Source organism: Aquitalea sp. LB_tupeE (assembly GCF_013391415.1).
Classification (GTDB): domain Bacteria; phylum Pseudomonadota; class Gammaproteobacteria; order Burkholderiales; family Chromobacteriaceae; genus Aquitalea.
In genome coordinates, this window is record NZ_JACAXB010000018.1 from 85,185 (window position 1) to 108,405 (window position 23,221).

Consider the following 23,221-nt stretch of genomic DNA (forward strand, 5'->3'; position numbering starts at 1 on the left):
CAGTGGGAATGCCATGCACTTCTTGTTTCGCTGCTTCGTCATTTGCTGTTGTTTACAGTCCATACCCGGTATGGCGGCAACGTCGCTTGCTGCACCGTCTACTGCACCGCAGCCACTCACTTTGCTGGCTCAGCCGCTTAATGTACCGGGACGGCTGCAGCTGACGCCGGAGGAAAGCAAGTGGTTGCATGACAAACAAGAGCTGCGCCTTGGTGTTGCCCGTGATTTGCCGCCGTTTGATATCAGCAATATGAGCGGCACCTTTCAGGGGGTGAGTGCCGACGTGCTTGGCTACCTGGGCCAGGCGCTGAAAGTAAAGCCTGTTGTTGTGGGCTATGCCAGCCGCCAACTGGCGATGGAGGCAGTGGCACGTGGTGAAATTGATTTGCTCAGTGCGGTCACGCCATTCGAGTTGCAACTGAACAAGTTACAGCTGAGCAAACCCTATCTGCGCGACATGCCGGTGCTGGTGGGTTTTGAAGAGCCCAATCCGCACAAGGTGCGCATTGGCATGCGCCATCTCTACCATTCCCCTGCGCTGGCCAGGGAGGTCTACCCTGAGGCGGACATCAGTTATTACGACTCGGTAGCCAAAGGCTTGGCCGCCTTGCAAGCCCACCAGATTGACCTGTTCATGGGCGATGCCACCGCCATCAATTACGAAGCCAATCAGAATCTGGTGGATGACCTGCGCATCATTCGCCGTGCGCGCTGGGACAGTAACTGGTCCTTTGCCATGGCTGGTGGCAGCGGTCCCTTGCAAACGGCGGTCAACAAGGCACTTGGACAATTGGGCCAGGCCCAGCAATTGCAATTGATGCAGCGCTGGAGTGGTGGTGCCATGTTCTTGCAGCCCTATGCCTTCCCCATCAACTTCACACCGGCGGAACGGGAATGGCTCAAACAGCATCCGGTGCTGCGGATAGCGGCCAGCCATACCCTGGCACCGATTTCCTTTTTTGATGATCAGGGCGAATGGCGCGGAGCGACTGCCGAGTTAATGGAGCTGATTGCGCCGCGTATCGGGGTGCGACTGGAAGTCAGGAAGTCGCACTCGCTGGAAAACACCATGGAAATGATGCGCTACAAGCAGGTTGACCTGGCGGTCACACCGGTGCGCATCGGATTGGAAAGCAAGCCGGGCCTGCTGTTATCCGACCCCGTTACCTACCTTTCCTATAATCTGGTCATTCGCAACAATGCCGATGCGCCGCGCAGTGTGGACGACCTGCACAACAAGGTGATTGCGGTCAATCGTGGCCTGGTGGAAGCCATGGGCTGGGGCAAGGTACTGCCAGGTGCCATTTTCAAAGAGGTGAACAACCCGGTATCGGCATTCGACTTGGTGGAAAACGGCAAGGCCGACATGGCGCTGGTGGCCACCATGAACAGCCGTTACTACCTGCCCTTGCTGTTCAACGGCAAGCTGCGCGAAGTCAACATCACCGGTCTGCCCACCAATGCGCTGTCCTTGGCCGTGCAGGCAGACGAGCCGATGTTGCGCGACATCATCAACAAGGCCCTGTTCAGCATCGGGCCGGAAAGCCTGGACAATCTGTTCAATGAACGCTGGCGTACCAATGTCGGGGCCAGTAATCAAAGCTGGTATGACTACAGCCTGGGGTTGATCTATCTGGTGATTGGCGTGGCCAGCATCCTGTTGCTGGTGTCGCTGGCCTGGAACAGCCGCCTGCGCAAGCAGATCGTCAAACGGCAAACTGCGGAGAAGGCTCTCAACGATCAGCTCAACTTCATGACCACGCTGATTGATGTCACGCCTTATCCGGTTTATGTGCTGGACAGGAAGGGCTTGCTCATCAGCTGTAACGAGCATTATCTGCAGGCACTGGCCCTGACACGTGAAGAGGCGATGAGTCACCGCGACAATATTGGCGGCCTAATCGACATCGACGACAAAACCCGCACCACACTGGCCCAGGATTACCAGCTGGCCATCGAATACGGTGTTCCCATCCAGCGCGACCGGGAGGTCATGCTGAACAAGCAGCATGTTTCGGCCTTCCACTGGATTCAGCCATTCCGCGATACCGAAGGGGTCATCCGTGGCGTCATCTGCGGCTGGATTGACATCAGCGAACGGCGCCGGCTGATTGAAGAACTGCAAGCCGCCAAGGACCAGGCCGACAAGGCCAGTCAGGCCAAGACCACCTTCCTGGCCACCATGAGCCATGAAATCCGCACGCCGATGAGTGCTGTCATCGGCATGCTGGAGCTGGCCTTGCGCCAGGCAGAACACGGCATGGTGGACCGACCGTCCTTGCAAGTGGCGTATGACTCGGCGCAGGGCCTGCTGGGGCTGATTGGCGACATCCTGGATATCGTGCGGATCGAATCCGGTCATCTGAGCCTGAACCCGGAACCTTGCAATCTGATGGAGTTATCCCAATCGGTGGTGCGTGTTTTTGACGGTCTGGCACGGCAAAAACAGCTGGGGCTGTTTCTGGATGTGGAACCGTCAGACGCGGCACGGTGGCAAGTCATGCTCGACCCGCTGCGCTTCAAACAAATCCTGTCCAATTTGCTCAGCAATGCCATCAAGTTCACCACCCAGGGCAGTGTCAATGTCAGGATTAACCAAAGCCTGCTGCCTGATCAGCAACTGCTGGTACACATCCGCGTCACCGATACCGGCATTGGCATTTCCGAAGAAGACCAGCAGCGGCTGTTCATGCCGTTTGGACAGGCACGTGGCACCGCACGCAATGTACACAGCGGCACAGGCCTCGGGCTGGTCATCAGCCGCACCCTGTGCGAAATGATGCAAGGTTCACTCAATCTCAGCAGCCGCTTGTACGACGGCACCAAGCTGGATATCGAACTCAGGTTGCCGCTGTCGGAGCAGGCCTATGTGCCACCGGCACCAACCAGTCAGGTGCCGGGCAGCAACGGGCTGGCGGATGAACTGGCCTTGCGCATTCTGGTGGTGGATGACAATGCGGCAAACCGCCTGTTGCTGGCCCAGCAACTGCACTATCTTGGCCACCAGACCAGCACGGCCACCCACGGCCGAGAGGGCCTGATGCTGTGGCAGCAGGGGCAGTTCCACGTGGTGTTTACCGACTGCAATATGCCGGAAATGAATGGCTATCAGCTGGCACATGCAATCCGGCAGCAAGAGGAACAGGAACAACGCCCACCTGTACTGCTGCTGGGGTTCACCGCCAATGCCCTGCCAGACGAAAAAGCACGTTGCCTGGCTGCCGGCATGGACGACTGCCTGTTCAAGCCGGTCAGCCTTTCCGGCCTGCGCGCCTGCCTGCAACATCACATGAAAGACCGGCTGGAGCTGGAAGAAAGTATCCCTGCCGTCAGTTACAGCCTGAACGAGCTGGAGTTCATGGATGACGAGCAGCTCCATCAATTGCTCTCGCATCTGCAACAAGGCTTGCAGGATGATACCGAGGCCCTCAAATCGCTGGTGCTGCTGGGGAATAGCCCTGGGGTGGCGCGGCAGGCGCATCAGATCAAGGGTGCCGCCCGCATCATCAGCGCCAACCAGGTGATCACCAGCTGTCAGGCACTTGAAGCCTATTGCCACGCAAACGAAGACATCAGCGAAGCCCTGCCACAGGTACAGGCCTTGTATGCCGCGGTGGATGACTTGCAGACGGTACTGGACAAGCAACTGCACACGCTCCGAACTGCACGGGCAAATCAGGGGACCTCATCCTGAGCAGGCAACACAATTGCTCACCTGCCGTGCATTGACCGCGACATGGTACTAGACTGATTACTTCAGGAACTTGCACTGACACCATCCTGCAAGCGGATATACCCGTTACAATCCGTGATGTTCACGTGCTTAAGGCTAGGTATGGCCAAGCCTGCCTGTCTTGCCAGCGGCAAGTATCAGGCCTGCACCAGGGCACAGGTGTATATCACAGACGGAAGGAATTTCCTTATGCAAGGCAAACAAGCCATTATTGATTTGCTCAACAGCCTGCTGGCTGGTGAGCTCACCGCGGTCGACCAGTATTTGCTGCATGGTGAAATGTATGCCGACATGGGCCTGCAGAAATTGGCCGAAAAGGCGCTGCATGAATCAGCCCACGAACGCGAACATGCGCAGGCCATCATTCAGCGCATTTTGTTTCTGGAAGGCAAACCCGACCTGAGCAAACGCGAAGCACTGCACATCGGCAAGACTGTTCCCGACATGCTCAAGGCAGACCTCGCGTTGGAGTACAAGGTTACTGCTGCCTTGAAACAAGGCATTGCCCAGTGCGAACAGGCAGAAGACTTTGTCAGCCGCGAGATGCTGGTGTTGCAACTGGATGACACCGAAATGGACCATGCCTATTTCCTGGAAAAGCAGCTGCGTCTGATTGACCTGACCGGCTTGCCCAACTACCTGCAAAGCCAGATGGCATAAGGACACTCCATGAAAGCCGACAAATCTGTCATCAAGCTGCTCAACCACGTATTGCGCAACGAACTGACCGCCATCAACCAGTACTTCCTGCACGCCCGCATGTTTCGAAACTGGGGCCTGGAACGCCTGAACGACTACCAGTACAAGCAATCCATCCGCGTGATGAAAGAAGCGGATGAACTGATTGAGCGCATCCTGTTTCTGGAAGGCCTGCCCAATCTGCAAGACCTGGGCAAATTGCACATCGGCGAAAACGTGGAAGAATGCCTGCGCAGCGACTTGCGCTATGAACTCGAAGTACAGCGCCCCTTGCTGGTAGAGGGCATTGCCCATTGCGAGCAGAAGCAGGACTACGTCAGCCGCGAACTGCTGCAAGAGCTGCTGGAGCATTGCGAAGAAACCATCGACTGGCTGGAAACCCAGCTCAGCCTGATTCAGGACGTCAGCCTGGCTAACTACCTGCAAAGCCAGATAGGCAGCTAGCCCCCTGGCGACGGGCAAAAGCCCGCCGCGCAAGCCCAGGCACCCGGCAATACGCGGGTGCTTTTCTTTTGGTGATTAGTTCTGCTGGTCGGTGAGCTTGTCTCAAGGCTTTGGGCATGAATCCCGCAATCAATGAGGTAAACCTTGGGCGATCATGCACACCTTCCAGGCAAGAGCGATTTAAACGAGTCCGCCCACCCCTTTGAATTTCTCCACAAAGGCGGCAATTTTCTGGAAAACGCTCTGTTTTTTGCTCAGATACTGCGGGTTGAGCGGGCTCATCTTGGGTAGCACAGCGTTTAGCTCGGTGCCGTTTTCACTGGCAAATTCGTGTTTGAGGGATGTGCTGATATAGCGCTTGGCTTCCTCGGCGTTCAGGTTTTCATCGTGAATCAATGCCTCGGCCTCGCGCTTCTGCTCCGCTTGGGCAAAGGTAAAGAAGGCGTCGATGACGCTGGCCTTGTCGCCAATCTGGTCCAGATCGGTCTGATTGATGAAGTCCACCAATAGGCTTTCCTTGGCCCGGTTGCCCAGGCTGGCGCGAATCACCCGCCGCACTTCCTCCACCAACGCCGCCTTGCTCTTGATCTTCTTGTTGTGCTCGAAAATCAGTTCCAGGATGTAGTCCAGGTTGATTTCCTGCGACTTCAATAGGTCCACCTCAAAGACCACGTCATCCCAGTCTATGGTGGACTTTTCTTTTTCTGCCCCGGCCTTTTCACGGCGCAGCCAGTCGCGCACATCGTTGTAGGTGGAGCGGTAGTCTTGAACTTTCCGTTCTGGTGGGAGCGTAATGGCTTGCAGCGCACTCAAGTCTTCATCGCTCAGATAGTGGTTAGCCTTGAAGGCTTCTACCGCCGCTGGGTCGTTCATGTCGACGCTTTGCAAGGCTTTCAGGCTGGCGAATTCATCATAGTTTTGCAGCACATTCTCCAGCCGCAAATATTCACCAAACAGCTTGGCAAAGGCTTTTTTGTCTGACTCTTTTTCAATGGCTGCCGGGTCGGGGAAGCGTGCTTCCAGCTCCTGCACCACCTCGATAAAACCGCGCCGCGCCTCACCGGTGGCGATGTCGGTAAAGCCTTCCATGTACTCCTGATAGCTTTTTTCCAGCACCACGTTCTTGGTGTTTTTATCGCCAAACAGGGTGATGGCATCAATAGTGGCCTGTTCCAGATCACGGAAGGTCACGATATTGCCGAAGGTCTTGGTGGCGTCAAAAATGCGGTTGGTGCGTGAGTAAGCCTGCATCAGGCCGTGAAAGCGCAGGTTCTTGTCGACAAACAAGGTGTTGAGCGTCGGGGCATCAAAGCCGGTCAGGAACATGCCCACCACAATCAGCAGGTCGATTTCCTTGGCTTTTACCTGCTTGGCCAGGTCGCGGTAGTAGTTCTGAAAACCATTGCTGTCCACGCTGAAATTGGTCTTGAACAGCGTGTTGTAGTCGGCGATGGCCGCACTCAGAAATTCTTTGGCACTGCTGTTCATGGCCGAGACATCAAAGCCCTCGTCTTGAATCTCGCCAACCGCGTCCTGCTCCTCGTTGGCGGCAAACGAGAAAATGGTGGCCACCTTCAAGGGCTTGGCGCTGTCTTTTTGCAGTGCCTGGAAACTCTCGTAATACAACTTGGCCGCGTCCACGCTGCTGACAGCAAACATGGCGTTAAAGCCCTTGTTGCCAGCATGCAGGCGGTGGGTTTTCTGGCGGAAGTTGTTCAGGATGTACTGGGTGATTTCGCTGATGCGCTCCGGGTGCAGCAGGGCTTGTTTGTTCTCTGCTGCGCTTAGCTTCTGGACATCCTGCTCGGATTCGATCGCTTTGAACTTTGGGCGCACATCGTTGTAATCCACCTTGAACTTCAGCACCTTCTCGTCGCGGATGGCATCGGTAATTACATAGGAATGCAGCTCGCGGCCAAACACGCTGGCGGTGGTTTCTGCACCCAGTGCGTTTTCCGGGAAGATGGGCGTGCCGGTAAAACCAAACTGGCAGAACTTCTTGAACTTCTTCTTCAGGTTCCTCTGGGCCTCGCCAAACTGGCTGCGGTGGCACTCATCGAAGATGAACACCACCTGCTTGCCGTAGATGGGCAAGTCGGCCTCGCTCTTCATCAGGTTGTTGAGCTTCTGGATGGTAGTGACGACGATCTTGTTGTCGTCCTTTTCCAGATTGCGCTTCAGCCCTGCGGTGCTGTCCGAGCCATTCACGCTGTCCGGCGAAAAGCGTTGGTATTCCTTCATGGTCTGGTAGTCCAGATCCTTGCGGTCCACCACGAAGAACACCTTGTCGATGAAGTCCAGCTCGGTAGCGAGCCGCGCTGCTTTGAAGCTGGTCAGCGTCTTGCCGCTGCCGGTGGTGTGCCAGATAAAGCCGCCGCTTTCGGTCTTGCTCCAGTTTTTGGCCTGATGGCTGCTGTTGATTTTCCACAGAATGCGTTCGGTAGCGGCAATCTGGTAGGGGCGCATCACCAGCAGCGTGTTGCTGACATCAAACACCGAATAATGCAGCAGCACATTCAGTAGCGTGTGCTTCTGGAAGAAGGTGGCGGTGAAGTCCTTCAGATCCTTGATCAGGCTGTTGTCCGCCTGCGCCCAGTTCATGGTGAAGTCGAAGCTGTTCTTGTTGCGCTGCGTGGTGTTGGCGAAGTAGCGGCTGTCGGTGCCGTTGGAGATCACAAACAGCTGCAAATACTTGAACAAGGAATGCGTGCTGTTAAAGCTTTCCTTGCTGTAGCGATGCACCTGGTTGAAGGCCTCGCGGATGGCCACCCCGCGTTTTTTCAGCTCCACCTGCACCAGCGGCAGGCCATTCACCAGAATGGTTACGTCATAGCGGTTGGCGTGGCTGCCGGTTTGCTCAAACTGCTTGATCACCTGCACCTTGTTGCGGGCGATGTTCTTCTTGTCGAACAAATAGATGTTCTGGATGCGGCCATCGTCAAATACAAAGTCGTGAATATAATCGTCGTGAATCTTGCGGGTTTTCTCGATCATGCCGTCACTGGGTTTGTCCAGCCAGCTTTCCACAAAGCGCAGCCACTCGCCGTCAGCAAACACGACTTTATTCAGTTCTTGCAGCTGCTCACGCACATTGGCCAGCAGGGCAGCAGGGCCATTCAGGCCGGGCAGGTATGCATAACCCTGGTTTTGCAAATCCTGCACCAGCTCGCGTTCCAGATCATTTTCGCTCTGGTAGCTTTCGGCGGCTTTCCATTCCCGGTTATAGCGGTCCAGGACAATAAATTTTTTTGATTCAGCAATCGTCTTGTATTCATGCATTATTCAGTGCCCTTGGTTTTCAATATTTTCTTTACCGCACGATCAAAATCCGACTCAATACGCTGCTGCTTGTTAAACTTGTCATACTCAGCATGGGCTTTCTGTTCTGCTTGCAAGCGAGAAACTGTTCCATGCCCTTCCAAAATTTGATACTCATTAAAATTCAAAAACTTGTCCACGCTTTCCGCAAAGCTGGCCATGGTAAAGCTGTTGCGCCGCTCGATAATGCCTTCGATATAATCAAAAAACGCGGACACCGCCCGTTCCAGCTGCTTGATTTCGTTTTCACTCAGATAGTTTTTGGCAACCGTACTATCCGACTTCAGCACCCGCCCAGTCGGGGCGTTTTTATAGGTGCTCATGCCCATCAGCGCTTGGCTGGCATCGGCCTTCAAGGCAATGATTTCGGCTGCGGTATGGCCGGTAATGGCAAAATGGAATTTGTCCTGCACATGGGCGTAAAACAGGCGCGTGGTTTCCGACTTCGGGTCGTAATCAATACTGCATTCGGCAAAAATATCGGTAATTTGCTGATAAATGCGCCGCTCGCTGGCGCGGATGGAGCGTACCCGCTCCAGCAGTTCGCGGAAGTAGTCCTTGCCAAAATAGCGGCCATTTTTCAGCCGCTCATCATCCATGGCAAAGCCCTTGATGATGTATTCCTTGATCAGTTGGGTGGCCCAGATGCGGAACTGGGTGGCCTGCGCCGAATTCACCCGGTAGCCCACGGAAATGATGGCATCGAGGTTGTAGTACTTCACCCGCTGGGTCTGGGTGCGGCCTGCCACCGCACCGTGCTCGGTGGTATGTTCCAAAATGGAACATACCAGTTGCTCATCCAACTCCTGGCTGCCAAAGATGTTTTTCAGATGCTTGGTGATGGCCGGACGCTGCACACCAAAGAGCTCTGCCATGCGCTCCTGCGTCAGCCAGATGGTTTCATTGCCCAGCAGCACTTCCACCTTGATCGCCCCGTTAGGGGCGGTGTACAGCAGAAACTCCGAACTTTGATCACGCAGGCTGAGCGAGGGCTGAGACATGGCGGCACTCCTTATAGCTGAGGTTTGGCGTGGGGGAAGCTGAACAACAGGTCGCGGTAATACGCGTACTGTTGCTGGCGCAAGGCAATCTCACGTGGTAAGCCTTCGCTGATGGAGTTGGTCAGCGCGTCGAACTTGTCGAGGATGGCGACGATTCGCTCCTTTTCTCCTAACGACGGACTAGGAATTAGAATGCTCTCAAGATTTTTCTTGTTCAGCTTCGGTTGTGCGGCACCCGAAATATACGGCGTCAAGTCAATGCTGTTCAGATAATACTCAACATATCTACGTTCAGCATATGTTTCGAATTTCAATACGTGTGCATGATTGTTCACCCAACTCCTTCCCCTAACACTAAAGGCGATTGGGGTGCTCCGCGCTAGCAAATTCGCACCATCTTCAGAAACAAGTAAAATATCACAATCAAATATATAGTCTTTGACGTAATCCACAATTCCCGATGCGCCATAGTATGGAATATTACCTGGCTCTCTCAGTCCACTCGTGATTGGCTTTCGCATCGAATCGAGATTCTCGGCGAGTTCTCCAAGAGTCTTCCACTCCACATCCTCAAAACTCAACAACTTATCTCGATAGTAGGCGTATTGCTTCTTGCGGGTGTTAAGCTCGGCTGTCAGCTCGGCTGTCAGCTCGGCTGCAAGGGAGGTGAATGCGTCCAGAATGCGGACGATTTCAGCCTGGATTGCCAGTGATTTTTCTGAGTTGTCCGGGCAGGGGATGGGGATTTTGATTTTTGCAAGGCTGTCGCCGGATATTCGGCGCACCTTAGTCCCTGTAATGTATGGCTTCTTCTGAGACTGGAAAATCTCTGTTTGAAAAAAGTACGACATGTACTTTGGATTAATCGTGTGCCGATAGATATAGGCGTCCGTGCTCACCGCCACATCTTCATTACCAAGCCACGCAACAGCTTTAGCTACGGCTTCGTCATCTTCGCTGGTGGTAGCAATTACTAGATCGCCAGCATGTGCTTTTCTAAGTCGCGCAGAAAACTCGCGATCAATGAATGACTTTGTTTCTGTTGCCCACGTGCCATAGTGCGTATGAATCTGGCCGTAGTGAATACAGCCAGCGCCCGACTCAGTGAAATCCGATTTCTGAATGCCTGAGCCACGAATGAAGGTGCCGAGACCATCCAATGCCTTCCATTGGAACTCACTACCATCCAGCAGTTTGTCCAAAAAATTCACGCCGCTCATGCCTGCTTCCCGCCTTCAATCTCGGCCACGATGGCATCAATCTCGCTGCGCAGCTGGTCGATCCGGGCCACGGTGGTTTTCAGTTCGGCATTGAGCTGGGAAATATTCACCACCTCACGGGTGTCTGCGGCTTCCACATAGCTGCTGACCGACAGGTTGTAGTCGTTGGCGGCGATTTTTTCTTGGGACAGGGTTTGGGCAAAGTGATCAATGCTTGTCTTGCTATCGAACACTGCCATGACCTGTTTGATGTGATCGTCAGTCAGGGTGTTGGTATTGGTTTCTTTCTTGAACAGGCCGCTGGCGTCGATAAACTGGATGTCGGTATTCAGCTTGCGCTTGGACAGCACCAGGATATTTACTGCAATGGTGGTGCCGTAAAACAGGTTGGGTGCCAGCGCAATCACCGTTTCCACATAGTTGTTGTCCACCAGGTATTGGCGGATTTTCTGCTCGGCCCCGCCACGGTAGAAAATGCCGGGGAAGCAGACAATGGCGGCGCGGCCCTTGGGCGACAGGTAGCTGAGTGCGTGCAGTACAAAGGCAAAGTCGGCCTTGGATTTGGGGGCCAGTACGCCAGCCGGGGCAAAGCGTTCGTCGTTGATCAGCGTGGGGTCGTCGCTGCCGATCCACTTCACTGAATAGGGCGGGTTGGAGACGATGGCGTCAAACGGCTTGTCGTCGCCAAAGTGCGGGGCCAGCAGGGTGTCGCCCAGCTGGATGTTGAATTTGGCGTAGTTGACGTTGTGCAGGAACATATTCATCCGCGCCAGGTTGTAGGTGGTGTGGTTGATTTCTTGGCCGAAAAAGCCTTCTTCAATAATGTGGGCGTCAAAATGCTTTTTGGCTTGCAGCAGCAGCGAGCCAGAGCCGCAGGCCGGGTCGTAGATCTTGTTGACGCGGGCCTGGTTGTGCATGGCCAGCTGGGCAATCAGCCTGGATACATGCTGCGGCGTGAAAAACTCGCCGCCGGATTTACCGGCATTGGCGGCGTAGTTGGAGATGAGGAATTCGTAAGCATCGCCAAACAGGTCGATGTGGCTGGCGTCGAAATCGCCAAAGTCCAGCTCGGCCACACCCTTCAGTACGGCGGCCAGGCGGCTGTTCTTGTCTTTTACCGTGTTGCCCAGCCGGTTGCTGGTGGTGTCAAAGTCGGCAAACAGGCCTTTGATGTCCTGTTCCGAGGGGTAGCCGCTGGCGGAGGCTTCTATCTCCGCAAAAATCTTGGCCAGCTCGGTGTTCAGGCTTTCGTTGGTGTTGGCCGTTTTTACGACATTGATGAACAGCTGACTGGGGTAGATGAAGTAGCCCTTGGTCTTGACGGCGTCGTCTATAAATGTCGGAGGGATGTTGTTATCGTCAAATGTTGCATAGTCGATGCTGTCATCGTCAGCGTTAACATAATCGGCAAAGTTCTCGCTAATAAAACGATAGAACAGCGCGCCGAGTACGTATTGCTTGAAGTCCCAGCCATCGACTGCGCCGCGTACATCGTTGGCAATTTTCCAGATCTGGCTTTGCAGGGCGGCGCGTTGTTGGATGCTTGTCATGCTGTTGTTTTTGCTTTCATTCAGTTTGCCCGCTTGCTTTCAAGAAGATTAGGCAGGCTGTGAATAGATTTTGATATTGGGAGATGTCTTTGCGGCCTGCATCTGGGCCGAGGCATTGAAAACTGGATGAAAATCTTAACAGTTCAGCCATGAGCCTGATAGGCATTGGGTATGGGAAAGTCTGTACCTTGCCGGCCATGTGACTTGGCAAGCCAATCGTCCTCCCTGCTGTAAGGCAACGCAGCGTGTGACTGGATATGGAATGCAGGTAAACGTCCGATTGGTATCGCGGTGGGTTGTGATCGCCACCACACATTCCGTGAAAGAAAATTTGAAGAATTTGGCCGTGCCTACATCAAAGATAGAGCAGGGGCACTGTGAGGAAACAGACGGCGGACTTGCACATAGGGAAGTGCCAAACGTCCACCAGCACGTCCCAAGACGTTATTTGAGTGTTGCCGTTAGGCGCGGTATTGCGGTAACTATTTGATATGATTGGCGCACCCGAGTGGGATCGAACCACTGACCTTCAGCTTCGGAAACTGACACTCTATCCAACTGAGCTACGGGTGCGCTGTGATGTTGCTGTAAAGCAGGGCGGATCATAGCGCAAAGGGCATGCCCGAGTCCAGTGTATGGTTTTTGCCTTGCTTCGCGGCTTACCGTATAATCCCACTCCATCTTAATTGTCATTTTTTTCAGGCGAGGCTCGAATGAGTAATGAGAACGGAATGGCTCCCGGTCAGGTTATCAAGGTCCTGGTTGGCGTCGTTGTTGGTCTGGTAGTGGCAATCTGGTTGCTGGCCAAGCTGGCGACCGGTGGTTACAACGTTGATGCCGAGGTCATGACCAAGGAGGCTATTGCCGCTCGTCTGAAACCGGTAGGCGAGGCCAAGGTCAGCGATGCACCTCCGGGCATGCGTACCGGCGAGCAAGTCTTCAAGGCCATTTGTATTTCCTGTCACGGCCAGGGCCTGGCCGGTTCGCCCAAGTTTGGTGACGCAGGTGCCTGGGGCCCGCGTATTGCCAAGGGTTGGGATGTGCTGACCCAGCATGCGTTGCAAGGCTTCAACGCCATGCCGGCCAAGGGTGGTGCGGCTGATCTGACCGATGATGAAGTAAAACGTGCTGTTGCCTACATGGGTAACGCAGGTGGTGCCAAGTTCACCGAGCCGCCGGTTGGTGGCGCTGCTGCAGGTGCTCCGGCTGACCCGGCAGTTGTCGGCAAGAAAATCTACGAAAGCGTCTGCGTGGCCTGCCATGGCAGTGGTGCTGCCGGTGCGCCGAAGTTTGGCGACAAGGCTGCCTGGGCTGAGCGTACCAAGGTTGGTCTGGACGAGGTGGTGAAAATTGCTACCAAGGGCCTGAATGCCATGCCGCCCAAGGGTGGTTTCGGTGGTAGCGATACGGAGTTCCGTGCTGCTGTCGAATACATGGTTAACAGCTCCAAGTAATGTGAAGCTGTTCCAGTAAAAAACGCGCTGCTTGCAGCGCGTTTTTTTATGTCTTGTTGCCTGGGCGATTCAGTTGTCGGACGGTTTGGTTTTTTCCGCCAGCATGGCCGAAAGGCTGGCCAGGCGAGACTTACCCTCGCTCTTGCTGACAATGGGTTCGGCACCGGGGCGGCCAAAATGGCGCAGGTCGCTGCCGTCGATTTCGGCAATAAAGCGTGATGGCTCGACAAACTGCCATTCGCCGGCGCGGCGGCGTTTCACGCAGTAGGAGAGGGTGAGCATGCGCTGGGCACGGGTGATGCCCACATACATCAGCCGTCGTTCCTCTTCCACCATGCCGTTATCCACCGATTCGCTGTGCGGCAGAATGCCTTCCTCGGTGCCCACCAGGAAGACATAGGGATATTCCAGCCCCTTGGAGGCGTGCAGGGTGGACATTTTCACTGCATCCACTTCGCCTTCGTCGCGGCCTTCCAGCATGGTGATCAGTGCAATGGTCTGTGACAGCTCGATCAGGTTCTTGCCATCGGCCTCGCCCTTTTTGGCCAGCCAGGCCACCAGTTCCAGTACGTTTTTCCATTTGGTTTCGGCAATGCGCGGGCTGTCCTCGCTGTCATACAGCCAGGCTTCATAGCCGATGGCCTTGACCAGCTCCATCGCCAGTTCGCCTGCCGGTTCCCGGATAACGCGGTATTGCAGTCGGTTGATGAATTCGCAGAAATGGCTGAGTGGTTCCAGCTGGGCGCTTTGCACCTGCACTCGGAAGCCAGGTTCGAAGGCACTGGCAAACAGGCTTTTGCCGCACTGTCCGGCCCAGCCTCCCAGTTTTTCCAGCGTCCCGGCCCCTACGCCGCGCTTGGGCGTGGTGACGGCGCGGATGAAGGCCGGGTCGTCATCCGGGTTGGTCAGTAGCCGCAAATAGGCCAGCACGTCCTTGATTTCTGGTTTGTCGAAGAAGCTTTGTCCGCCGGCCATCTGGTAGGGAATGCGCTGGTTGCGCAGTGCCTGTTCGAAAATGCGCGCCTGATAGTTGCCCCGGTACAGGATGGCGTAGTCCTTGAACTCGGTACGGTATTCAAATTTGTGCGCCAGCAAGCGTTGCACCACCAGTTCGGCCTCGTGTTCTTCGTCCTTGCATTGCACCACGTGGATGGGCTCGCCCAGGCCCAGTTCGCTCCATAACTGTTTCTCGAACAGCTTGGGGTTATTGGAAATGACCGAGTTGGCCGCGCGCAGGATGCGTGCGGTAGAGCGGTAGTTCTGCTCCAGCTTGATGATGCGCAGCTGTGGGTAGTCCTGTTGCAGCAAACGCAGGTTTTCCATATTGGCACCGCGCCAGGCGTAGATGGACTGGTCGTCGTCACCCACTGCAGTGAACTGGCCGCGTACCCCGGCCAGCAGCTTCACCATCTGGTACTGGCAGGTGTTGGTGTCCTGATATTCGTCGATCAGCAGGTAATGTAGCTTGCCTTGCCATTTGAGCAGCACGTCCGGGTGGGTCTTGAACAGCTGTACCGGCAGGCGGATCAGATCATCAAAATCCACCGCCTGATATGCCGTCAGCGTGTCCTGATAAGCCAGATACGTCCGCGCGCAAATGCTTTCCCATTCGCCTTGCGCCTCCACCAGCATCTGGTCCGGGCCTTTCAGGTCGTTTTTCCATAGCGAAATCTGGCTTTGCACCTTGCGCACTTCGTCCTTGTGGGTGCTTTTCAGGATGTCGGCAATGATTTTGCCGGCATCGAAAGCATCCAGAATGGAAAACTGTGGCTTGTAGCCCAGGTGGGTGGCTTCCTGGCGCAGTATCTGCATGCCCAGCGAGTGGAAGGTGGATACGGTAATGCCGCGTATTTCCTGCGCGGTGAGCAGCTTGCCCACCCGTTCCAGCATTTCGCGCGCGGCCTTGTTGGTAAAGGTGATGGCGGCGATATGTCGTGCCGGGATATTGCCGTGGCGAATCAGGTGGGTGATCTTGTAGGTAATCACCCGCGTTTTTCCCGAGCCCGCACCGGCCAGTACCAGCAAGGGACCGTCGAGGTGATGGATTGCTTCGCGCTGTGGCGGATTAAGCTGTGGTGCGGCCATGGGTGGAATTCCGGCAATGAAGGCAGACGCTGGCAGAAACACGCAGCAGCGTTGCATGGTGGTAACCAAGGTGCTGCATTGTAGCATGCGGTATCATGTGGCTCCCGGCGGCTGGCCCCGGCTTGGCCTGTCGCACTGTCCGAGGTGAAGATGGCAACATACGCAATTGGCGACATTCAGGGCTGTTTCGGCCCATTTCAGCAACTGCTGCGGCAGATCGAGTTCAATCCCGGCAAGGACACATTGTGGTTGACCGGCGACCTGGTCAATCGTGGGCCCGAATCCTTGCAGGTGTTGCGCTGGGTATTCCAGCAGCAGGACCGGGTGCAGATTGTATTGGGCAACCACGACCTGCACCTGCTGGCGGTGTCGGAAGGCTTTGGCAAGTTGCATCGCAGCGACACGGTGGACGATATTCTCAATGCGGCCGATGGCAAGGTATTGCTGGACTGGCTGCGTTGCCAGCCCTTGATGATTGCCGAGCAGGGCTATGCCATGGTGCATGCCGGGCTGTTGCCGGAGTGGAGTATCGACCGGGCGCTGCGTCTGGCCGAAGAGGTGGAGGATGGCCTGTCCGGCCCCTACTACCGCGAATTCCTGTCACGCCTGTATGGCAACAAACCGGTCAGATGGTCGGATGAACTGAAGGGGGCCGAGCGCCTGCGTGTCATCGTCAATGCCATGACCCGCATGCGCTTCATCACCCGTGATGGTGAAATCGACCTGGCCTACAAGGGCGAGCGAGATGGCGCACCGGCCAACCTGATTCCCTGGTTCGAAGCCAAGGGGCGGCGCAGCAGCCATACCCCCATCATCTGTGGTCACTGGTCGGCGCTGGGCTTGCACCTGACCGAGGACATCCTCGCCATCGACAGCGGTTGCCTGTGGGGCGGCAGCCTCACTGCACTTCGGCTGGAGGACAGGCAGACGTTTTCGCTGCCGTGCCCGGCGTATCGGGAAGTGACAGTCTGAGCCCCAGGCACACCTCCCGGAAAGCCCGTTCCGACAGGGCGAAGCGCGTGGTCAACTCGCCTTCGCCCGCCTTCATTGGTTGACCGTAGGTAAGGGCAACCTCCATGGCCGGTTGCGCCAGAATCAGCTTGATGCTTTGCCAGAACGTGGTGTCGCCCGCATAGGCCGGGGCCGTGGTCAGGCTGCCATCCGGCAATTGATAACGCATGGACACCGGCTGCACGGTGCTGCGCGAGGGCAGGGCGGCTTCAAACAGCGATGCTTTGAAGGGCAGGATGGCACGGCCGTCCGAGGTGGTGGCCTCCGGAAACACTGCCATGCAGCTGCCTTTGCCCAGTGCATCGGCCAATAGCTGATTCACCCGGCTGGCATCGCGGCGGTTGCTGCGGTCGATGAACAGCGTGCCACCAGCATTCACCACCCAGCCGATCAACGGCCAGGAGCGGATTTCTCGCTTGGCGACAAAGCGCGAAACAGTGCAGCTGCTGAGCACGAAAATATCCAGCCAGGACACATGATTGGCCACCAGCAGGGTGTTGGGCGGATAAAAGCCGGGGTTCACCCCTTCCACCTTGACTGTGATGCCGAGAATCTTCAGCAAATGGCCAGACCAGCGCCGGGTCACAACGGCACGCTCGGCCTGTGCCAGACGCGGATAGCGGGTGGCAACAATGAAAATGCCCAGCGCAATGTGGCAAACCAGGCGCAGCAAACGGCTGGCGCGGGTGAAATAAGACGTGGAGGCAGTTGACTTCAAGATACGCGGCGCTTCATGTGCGGGTTTGGATGATCTGCCACTCTAGCATGGCTGACACAGTGGGCAATAGTAGGAACTCCGTTGGCCTTGCCGTATCTGACGTATCGGACTGCCACAAGCGCGACACGATTCTTCCTGTCGGTCGTAGACGTAATAATCCTGCTGGAAGTAACCGGACTTGCCTTCGGTATTCACAAAGTCGCGCAGCGTGCTGCCACCTGCCTCAATAGCCAGGGCCAGTACCCGTTTGATTTGTGTTGCCAGGCGCTGGCAGTCTGCCAGGCTCAGCGCGCTGGCTTGGCGGGCCGGGTTGATGCCGGAGTGGAACAAGGATTCATTGGCGTAGATATTGCCCACACCCACCACCACGTGGTTGTCCATGATGGCGAGCTTGATGGCGCTATTACGCTTGCTGATGGCGGCATGCAGTGCCGCACCGTCGAAAGCATCGGACAAGGGCTCCGGGCCCAGCTTTTGTAGCAGAGGATGATGTTCCAGCGGCCCGACATGCCACAGCATGGCGCCAAAGCGACGTGGGTCGCGGTAGCGCAGCACGTGGCTGCCCAGCTTCAGGTCGATATGATCATGTTTTTGCGGCGGCGTATCGGCTGGTACGTAACGCAAGCTGCCGGACATGCCAAGGTGGATCAGCAAGGTGCCGCTGTCGAAATGTATGAGCAGGTACTTGGCACGACGCGTGACTGCGCGTACTGTCAAACCGGCAAGGAGACTATCCAGCTGTGGTGGCACCGGCCAGCGCAAGCGGGCCTCGCGCACAATGGCACCGTGCAGTGTGGCGCCATCCAGATACGGCGCGACGCCGCGGCGGGTGGTTTCGACTTCCGGCAGTTCGGGCATGCTGCTTTCGCTTTCAGGACAAGATTGACTAGATCAAATAACCGAGCGTGCTATTCTACGCGCTCAACCGGCACAGACTCCATGCGAATGAAACCGCTGAATCGACCCCTTTCCCTGCTGCTGGTGCTGCTGCTGTCAGCGTGCACCAGCCTGAAGACTCCAACCCAGGTCAAAACGGCTGCAACTGCTGCCGAACAAAGCGCGGATGAAGACAACGCCGCAGTGGCCGAGGACAATCCCAATTTGCCGCGGGTAGAGTTGACCCCGCAAATCGTCTACGGTGTGCTGGCCAGTGAAATTGCTGCCCAGCGTGGCGCTGCGTCGTCGTCAGCTGTGACCTATCTCGATCTGGCCAAGCAAACGCGCGACCCGCGTCTGGCGCAGCGCGCAGCAGAGTTCGCCCTGTTTACCGGCCAGCTGAAAGAAGCGGCCAATGCGCTGGAACTGTGGATGACGCTGGACCCGGCATCCCAGATTCCGCGCGAGCAGCTGTTCATCACCATGCTGCGTGCAGGCAAGCTGGCCGAAAGCCAGCCGCTGGTGGAGGACCTGCTCAAGCGGGAACCCCAACGCGCGCGCGATGTATTTGTTCAGCTGGCCAGACTCACCGCCCGGCAGGACGACAAACAGGCAGCTTATGCGCTGGTGAAGCGTCTGGCCAGCCAGTATCCCGATTTGCCCGAGGCACGTTTTGCCGTGATTGCCGTCGCTGCCGAAGTGAATGATGACGCCACCATTCAGCAGGAGTTCGACCGGCTGGCGAAAATCGCTCCCAAGTGGGACTTGCCGGTTGCCTGGCAAACCGACCGCCTGCGCCGCATCCGGCTGGGACAGGCCATCGACTTCTTGCAGCAGGAACTGGCACGACGCCCGGATGCCGGGCTGGAGTTACGCATGGCCTACCCGCGCTTGCTGGTGGGGGCCAAGCGCTTCCCCGAAGCCCGCGTTGCTTTCGAAGCCTTGCTCAAGCAAAACCCGGACAATCCGGACTTGCTCTATGCCACCGGTTTGCTGGCTTATCAGCTGCGCGACCTGGACATTGCCAATCAACGCCTGAGCGCCGCCCTGCAGCAAAAGCATCCGGAAACCGATTTCATCCGCTTCAGCCTGGGACAGATTGCTGAAGAGCGACAGGACAAGGCCGCAGCGCGACAGTGGTATGAATCTGTCGCCGGCGGCCAGCAATACCTGCCGGCCCAGGCGCGGCTGGCCGCACTGGATGCCGAGGCCGGCAAGCTGGATCAGGCCCTGCAAAGGCTGGCACCGCTAGGGCAGGGCGAGCAGGAGAAAGTGCAAGTAGCCATGCAGCAGGCCGATCTGGCACGCCATGCCAAGCGCTATGACCTGTCCTATCGCATCCTCAGCCAGGCGCTGGAAAGCTGGCCGCGCTCCCCGGAGTTGCTGTATGACCGTGCCTTGGTATCCGACCAGCTGGGTAATCTGGGCGATGCCGAGCGCGACCTGAAAGCCTTGCTCAAGGAAAAGCCGGACGACACCCAGGCACTCAATGCCCTGGGTTATACCCTGACCAATCGCAGCAACCGTCATCAGGAAGCATTGGGCTATATCGAAAAGGCTCTAAAGGCCGATCCGGATAATCCGATGATCCAGGACAGCATGGGCTGGGTGCTATACAAGCTGGGTCGCACCGAAGCCGCGCTCAAGTATCTGGAACGCTCCTACGCTGCGCTGCCGGATAGCGAAGTGGCTGCGCATCTGGGTGAAGTCATGTGGAAACTGGGCCGCAAGCAGGAAGCTGTCAGCCTGTGGCAGCAAGCGCTGGGCAAAGATCCGGGTAATGAAGCCCTGCAAGATGCGCTCAAGCGCTTTCATCAGCCATGAGGCAGCGCCTTGCCCTGGCGTGGCTGGCTGGCAGTTTGCTGCTGACCGGTTGCGCCACTGAAACCGTTTTCCGGCCCAGTGCGAGCGCAAGCAGTGCGCCCCGCGACCAGGCCTTCAATGTCAGTGGCCGTATTTCGGTCAATATGGATGGCAAGGGTTCGGTCGGCCAGTTTGACTGGGCGCACCAGCCGGATACCGACCAACTGTCCGTCAACAGCCCGCTGGGTACCACCGTGGCACGGTTGCAACGCGACCCGGCTGGCGTCAGCCTGCAGGCCGATGGCAAAACCTGGCAGGCGACGGATGTAGAGTCGCTGACCCAGGATGTGCTGGGCTGGACGCTGCCGCTAGGCAACCTGGTGTGGTGGATACGCGGCTTGCCGGCACCCGATACCCCGTACCAGTTTGCTGCGGATGGCAGCCTGGTGCAGCAGGGCTGGACCATCCGCTTTGTTAGCGATGCCGACCTACCCTCCCTTTACCCCAAACGGGTGGACATGCAGCGCGACCGGCTCACCGTTCGCCTGTTGCCGCAAAACTGGCATTGAAGCCACGCCCCTATTTCACGTATTGACCTAATCCGCTTGCGTATGAACCAAACATTCCATTCCTATCCGGCTCCGGCCAAACTCAACCTGCTGCTGCATATCGTCGGCAAGCGCGCTGACGGTTATCACCTGCTGGAGACGGTATTCCGCTTCATCGACTTCAGCGATACGGTGGAACTGTCCGTGCGTGACGACGGCCAGATCGTACTGCTCAACCCGATTGAAGGCGTTGCGCCGGAGCAGGACCTCACCGTGCGTGCGGCCCGTTTGTTGCAACAGCGCAGTGCGTGCACGCTGGGTGCCAGTATCCGTCTGACCAAACGTATCCCGATGGGCGGCGGATTGGGGGGCGGAAGTTCGGATGCAGCCACTGTTTTACTGGCACTGAATCATTTGTGGCAGACAAATTATTCGCGTGAACAATTGATGGAACTGGGTTTGCAGCTGGGAGCAGACGTTCCGGTGTTTATTTTCGGCAAGAACGCGCTGGCCACCGGAATCGGTGAAAAACTCAATGAAATCAATTTGAAACCGGCGTGGTATGTTGTAATTCATCCTGGGGTACATGTACCAACTGCAGAAATATTTAAGAAATTTGCAGGAAGGGTGTTGACAGAGGAAGGCACCATCAGCATAATGCGAATCCTCGAAACAACGCAGCAACGACGAAACGAGCTGCAGCAAGTTGTTTCAGGGTTGTACCCGGCGGTGAATGAAGTACTGAGCGAGTTGAAAAAATATGGTTCGCCGCTGATGACTGGTTCCGGAGCATGTGTGTTCCTTGAGTGCCAGTCAAAGGAAGAAGCCGATAAAGTTTATCAGGCAATGTCCAAAAAATATAAGGGATTTGTTGCGGAAGGGCTGAATAGCCACCCCTTGTTGGACATTGTTTAAAAGTTTATTGGGGAGTCGCCAAGTGGTAAGGCACCGGATTTTGATTCCGGCATTCGTAGGTTCGATCCCTACCTCCCCAGCCAAGACTTTCTCTCAATAAGAGAGAGCATGAAAAAAGCGTGTAAGAATCCCTTACACGCTTTTTCTTTATCCTGCTAAGGCAAATGGAATCATGGCGTCATACGACAGTTTGATGGTATTTACCGGGACCGCTAACCCGGAACTCGCTCAAAACGTAGTCAAGCATCTGGATATCTCCCTGGGCCGTGCCGATGTCGGCAAGTTCAGCGATGGCGAAGTTGCTGTCGAACTGCTGGAGAATGTCCGCGGACGCGACGTGTTCATCCTGCAGTCCACCTGTGCTCCCACCAATGACAACCTGATGGAAATCCTGACCATGGCCGATGCGCTCAAGCGTGCATCCGCAGGCCGGATTACCGCAGCCATTCCGTATTTTGGCTACGCCCGTCAGGACCGTCGTCCGCGTTCTGCCCGTGTACCGATTTCCGCCAAACTGGTCGCCAATATGCTGACCAGCGCTGGTATCGACCGTGTACTGACCGTCGACCTGCACGCTGACCAGATTCAGGGTTTCTTTGATATCCCGGTGGATAACGTTTACGCCACCCCGGTATTGCTCAAGGACATCCGTTCCCAGCGCATCGACGACCTGATCGTGGTCAGCCCGGACGTGGGCGGTGTGGTACGTGCCCGCGCCATGGCCAAGGCACTGAACACTGACCTGGCCATCATCGACAAGCGTCGTCCCAAGGCCAATGTGGCCGAAGTGATGAACATCATCGGTGATGTATCCGGCCGTACCTGTCTGATCGTGGATGACATGATCGACACCGCCAACACCCTGTGCAAGGCCGCTTCCGCTCTGAAAGAGCGCGGTGCCCAGCGCGTGCTGGCCTACGCCACCCATGCGATTTTCTCCGGCCAGGCCGTGGATCGCATCAAGAATTCCGACATCGACATGGTCGTTGTCACCGACACCATTCCGTTGACTGCACAGGCCCTGGCCTGCCCGAACATCCGGGTTGCCAGCATCGCCGGCCTGCTGGCCGAGACGCTGCGCCGCATCAATAACGAAGAATCGGTGTCCTACCTCTTCAATGAGGAACTGGTTTCGTCGGGCGCTTGCCTGCCGTAACATCAGGCCCGCTGGTCGCGGCGGGGCTGGTGCCTTTAACTTGAAATACTGGAGTATTACATGTCTTACGAACTGATCGCCGCCAAGCGCGAAGAGATGGGTACTGGTGCGAGCCGCCGCCTGCGTCACGCTGGCAAACTGCCGGCCGTGGTATACGGCAATGGCGCTGCTGAGTCCATCGTTCTGGACCACAACACCATTTTTTACGCACTGAAGGAAGAAGCTTTCCACTCTGCGATCCTGGATCTGGTTATCGACGGCCAGAAGCAAGCAGTTATCCTGCGTGACTTCCAGAACCACCCGTACAAGCAACAAGTCCTGCACATCGACTTCCAGCGCGTTGACCTGAACCAGAAAGTACACGTAAAGATTCAACTGCACTTCGTAAATGCAGATGTTTCCGAAGCCGTTAAGCTGCAAGGTGCCAAGATCAGCCACATCATCAATGAAGTGGAAGTTCGTGCACTGCCGGGCGACCTGCCGAAGTTCATCGAAGTTGACCTGTCCTCCATCAAGGCTGGCGAAGCTGTACACCTGTCCGACCTGAAACTGCCGGCCGGCGTTGAAATCGCTGCCCTGGTTCGTGGCGAAGACGCAGCCATTGCTCTGGCCAACGCCTAAGCATTAGTGCTTGTTTGACAAGGGCTCGTTGTCAGGCTTTGGCCTGCAGCGAGCCTTTTTACTGGAAAA

Annotated in this window: 17 protein-coding genes and 2 tRNA genes; 11 read left to right on the plus strand and 8 right to left on the minus strand. The window is 56.3% G+C overall.

Annotated elements, in window-relative coordinates:
* Nucleotides 1–184 precede the first annotated feature (184 nt).
* The 3 genes from HWX34_RS09865 to bfr (HWX34_RS09875) all read left to right on the plus strand — a co-directional run bounded on the left by HWX34_RS09865 (nucleotide 185) and on the right by bfr (HWX34_RS09875) (nucleotide 4,876).
* A complete protein-coding gene (locus HWX34_RS09865) occupies nucleotides 185–3,694 on the plus strand; it encodes a transporter substrate-binding domain-containing protein (protein WP_178972087.1) in 3,510 nt (1,169 codons plus the stop codon).
* A 228-nt stretch (nucleotides 3,695–3,922) separates the two neighbouring features.
* Nucleotides 3,923–4,393, plus strand: a complete 471-nt coding sequence (bfr, locus tag HWX34_RS09870) for a bacterioferritin (protein WP_178972088.1) — start codon at nucleotides 3,923–3,925, stop codon at nucleotides 4,391–4,393.
* Nucleotides 4,394–4,402: 9 nt separating this feature from the next.
* Nucleotides 4,403–4,876, plus strand: coding sequence for a bacterioferritin (bfr, locus tag HWX34_RS09875; protein WP_178972089.1), 474 nt, complete (start codon nucleotides 4,403–4,405; stop codon nucleotides 4,874–4,876).
* A gap of 180 nt (nucleotides 4,877–5,056) precedes the next feature.
* On the opposite strand, the gene HWX34_RS09880 is transcribed toward bfr (HWX34_RS09875), so the two are convergent.
* From HWX34_RS09880 to HWX34_RS09900, 5 genes are all read right to left on the minus strand, one after another.
* Nucleotides 5,057–8,155: a type I restriction endonuclease subunit R gene (locus HWX34_RS09880; protein WP_178972090.1), complete on the minus strand. Its 3,099-nt coding sequence runs from the start codon at nucleotides 8,153–8,155 to the stop codon at nucleotides 5,057–5,059.
* Entirely contained in the window at nucleotides 8,155–9,195 is a 1,041-nt protein-coding gene (locus HWX34_RS09885) for a virulence RhuM family protein (protein ID WP_178972091.1), read from the minus strand. Before HWX34_RS09885 ends, HWX34_RS09880 begins: the two co-directional genes overlap by 1 nt.
* A gap of 11 nt (nucleotides 9,196–9,206) precedes the next feature.
* Nucleotides 9,207–10,415, minus strand: coding sequence for a restriction endonuclease subunit S (locus tag HWX34_RS09890; protein WP_178972092.1), 1,209 nt, complete (start codon nucleotides 10,413–10,415; stop codon nucleotides 9,207–9,209).
* A complete protein-coding gene (locus HWX34_RS09895) occupies nucleotides 10,412–11,965 on the minus strand; it encodes a type I restriction-modification system subunit M (protein ID WP_178972093.1) in 1,554 nt (517 codons plus the stop codon). The genes HWX34_RS09890 and HWX34_RS09895 overlap by 4 nt, the downstream gene beginning before the upstream one ends.
* 496 nt (nucleotides 11,966–12,461) lie before the next feature.
* Nucleotides 12,462–12,538 (minus strand) — tRNA-Arg (locus tag HWX34_RS09900).
* A 140-nt stretch (nucleotides 12,539–12,678) separates the two neighbouring features.
* Here HWX34_RS09900 and HWX34_RS09905 point away from each other — a divergent pair.
* Nucleotides 12,679–13,419 carry a cytochrome c5 family protein gene (locus HWX34_RS09905; protein WP_178972094.1) on the plus strand — a complete coding sequence of 247 codons (741 nt, stop codon included), beginning with the start codon at nucleotides 12,679–12,681 and terminating at the stop codon, nucleotides 13,417–13,419.
* Nucleotides 13,420–13,488: 69 nt separating this feature from the next.
* Here the strand turns inward: HWX34_RS09905 and HWX34_RS09910 are convergent, their stop codons facing one another.
* Nucleotides 13,489–15,504 carry a UvrD-helicase domain-containing protein gene (locus HWX34_RS09910; RefSeq protein WP_178972250.1) on the minus strand — a complete coding sequence of 672 codons (2,016 nt, stop codon included), beginning with the start codon at nucleotides 15,502–15,504 and terminating at the stop codon, nucleotides 13,489–13,491.
* A 150-nt stretch (nucleotides 15,505–15,654) separates the two neighbouring features.
* On the opposite strand from HWX34_RS09910, the gene HWX34_RS09915 reads away from it, so the two are divergent.
* Entirely contained in the window at nucleotides 15,655–16,476 is an 822-nt protein-coding gene (locus HWX34_RS09915) for a symmetrical bis(5'-nucleosyl)-tetraphosphatase (RefSeq protein WP_178972095.1), read from the plus strand.
* Here HWX34_RS09915 and HWX34_RS09920 read toward each other — a convergent pair.
* The gene (locus tag HWX34_RS09920; protein ID WP_178972096.1) at nucleotides 16,403–17,233 is read right to left on the minus strand and encodes a 1-acyl-sn-glycerol-3-phosphate acyltransferase; all 831 of its coding nucleotides are present in this window, start codon (nucleotides 17,231–17,233) and stop codon (nucleotides 16,403–16,405) included. The genes HWX34_RS09915 and HWX34_RS09920 overlap by 74 nt on opposite strands.
* A gap of 42 nt (nucleotides 17,234–17,275) precedes the next feature.
* Nucleotides 17,276–18,091, minus strand: coding sequence for a bifunctional DNA-formamidopyrimidine glycosylase/DNA-(apurinic or apyrimidinic site) lyase (gene mutM, locus HWX34_RS09925; RefSeq protein ID WP_178972097.1), 816 nt, complete (start codon nucleotides 18,089–18,091; stop codon nucleotides 17,276–17,278).
* An 87-nt stretch (nucleotides 18,092–18,178) separates the two neighbouring features.
* Between mutM and HWX34_RS09930 the strand changes: the two genes are divergently transcribed.
* From HWX34_RS09930 to HWX34_RS09955, 6 genes are all read left to right on the plus strand, one after another.
* Nucleotides 18,179–19,933: a lipopolysaccharide assembly protein LapB gene (locus HWX34_RS09930; protein ID WP_255496663.1), complete on the plus strand. Its 1,755-nt coding sequence runs from the start codon at nucleotides 18,179–18,181 to the stop codon at nucleotides 19,931–19,933.
* Nucleotides 19,930–20,481 carry a lipoprotein insertase outer membrane protein LolB gene (lolB, locus tag HWX34_RS09935; RefSeq protein ID WP_178972099.1) on the plus strand — a complete coding sequence of 184 codons (552 nt, stop codon included), beginning with the start codon at nucleotides 19,930–19,932 and terminating at the stop codon, nucleotides 20,479–20,481. Before HWX34_RS09930 ends, lolB begins: the two co-directional genes overlap by 4 nt.
* Before the next feature lie 42 nt (nucleotides 20,482–20,523).
* Complete coding sequence (gene ispE / locus HWX34_RS09940; RefSeq protein ID WP_178972100.1) at nucleotides 20,524–21,375, plus strand: 4-(cytidine 5'-diphospho)-2-C-methyl-D-erythritol kinase; 852 nt, start codon at nucleotides 20,524–20,526, stop codon at nucleotides 21,373–21,375.
* Nucleotides 21,376–21,383: 8 nt separating this feature from the next.
* Nucleotides 21,384–21,458 (plus strand) — tRNA-Gln (locus HWX34_RS09945).
* A gap of 89 nt (nucleotides 21,459–21,547) precedes the next feature.
* Entirely contained in the window at nucleotides 21,548–22,531 is a 984-nt protein-coding gene (locus HWX34_RS09950; RefSeq protein WP_045846690.1) for a ribose-phosphate pyrophosphokinase, read from the plus strand.
* 60 nt (nucleotides 22,532–22,591) lie between these two features.
* Nucleotides 22,592–23,152, plus strand: a complete 561-nt coding sequence (locus tag HWX34_RS09955; protein ID WP_178972101.1) for a 50S ribosomal protein L25/general stress protein Ctc — start codon at nucleotides 22,592–22,594, stop codon at nucleotides 23,150–23,152.
* The last annotated feature ends 69 nt before the right edge of the window (nucleotides 23,153–23,221 follow it).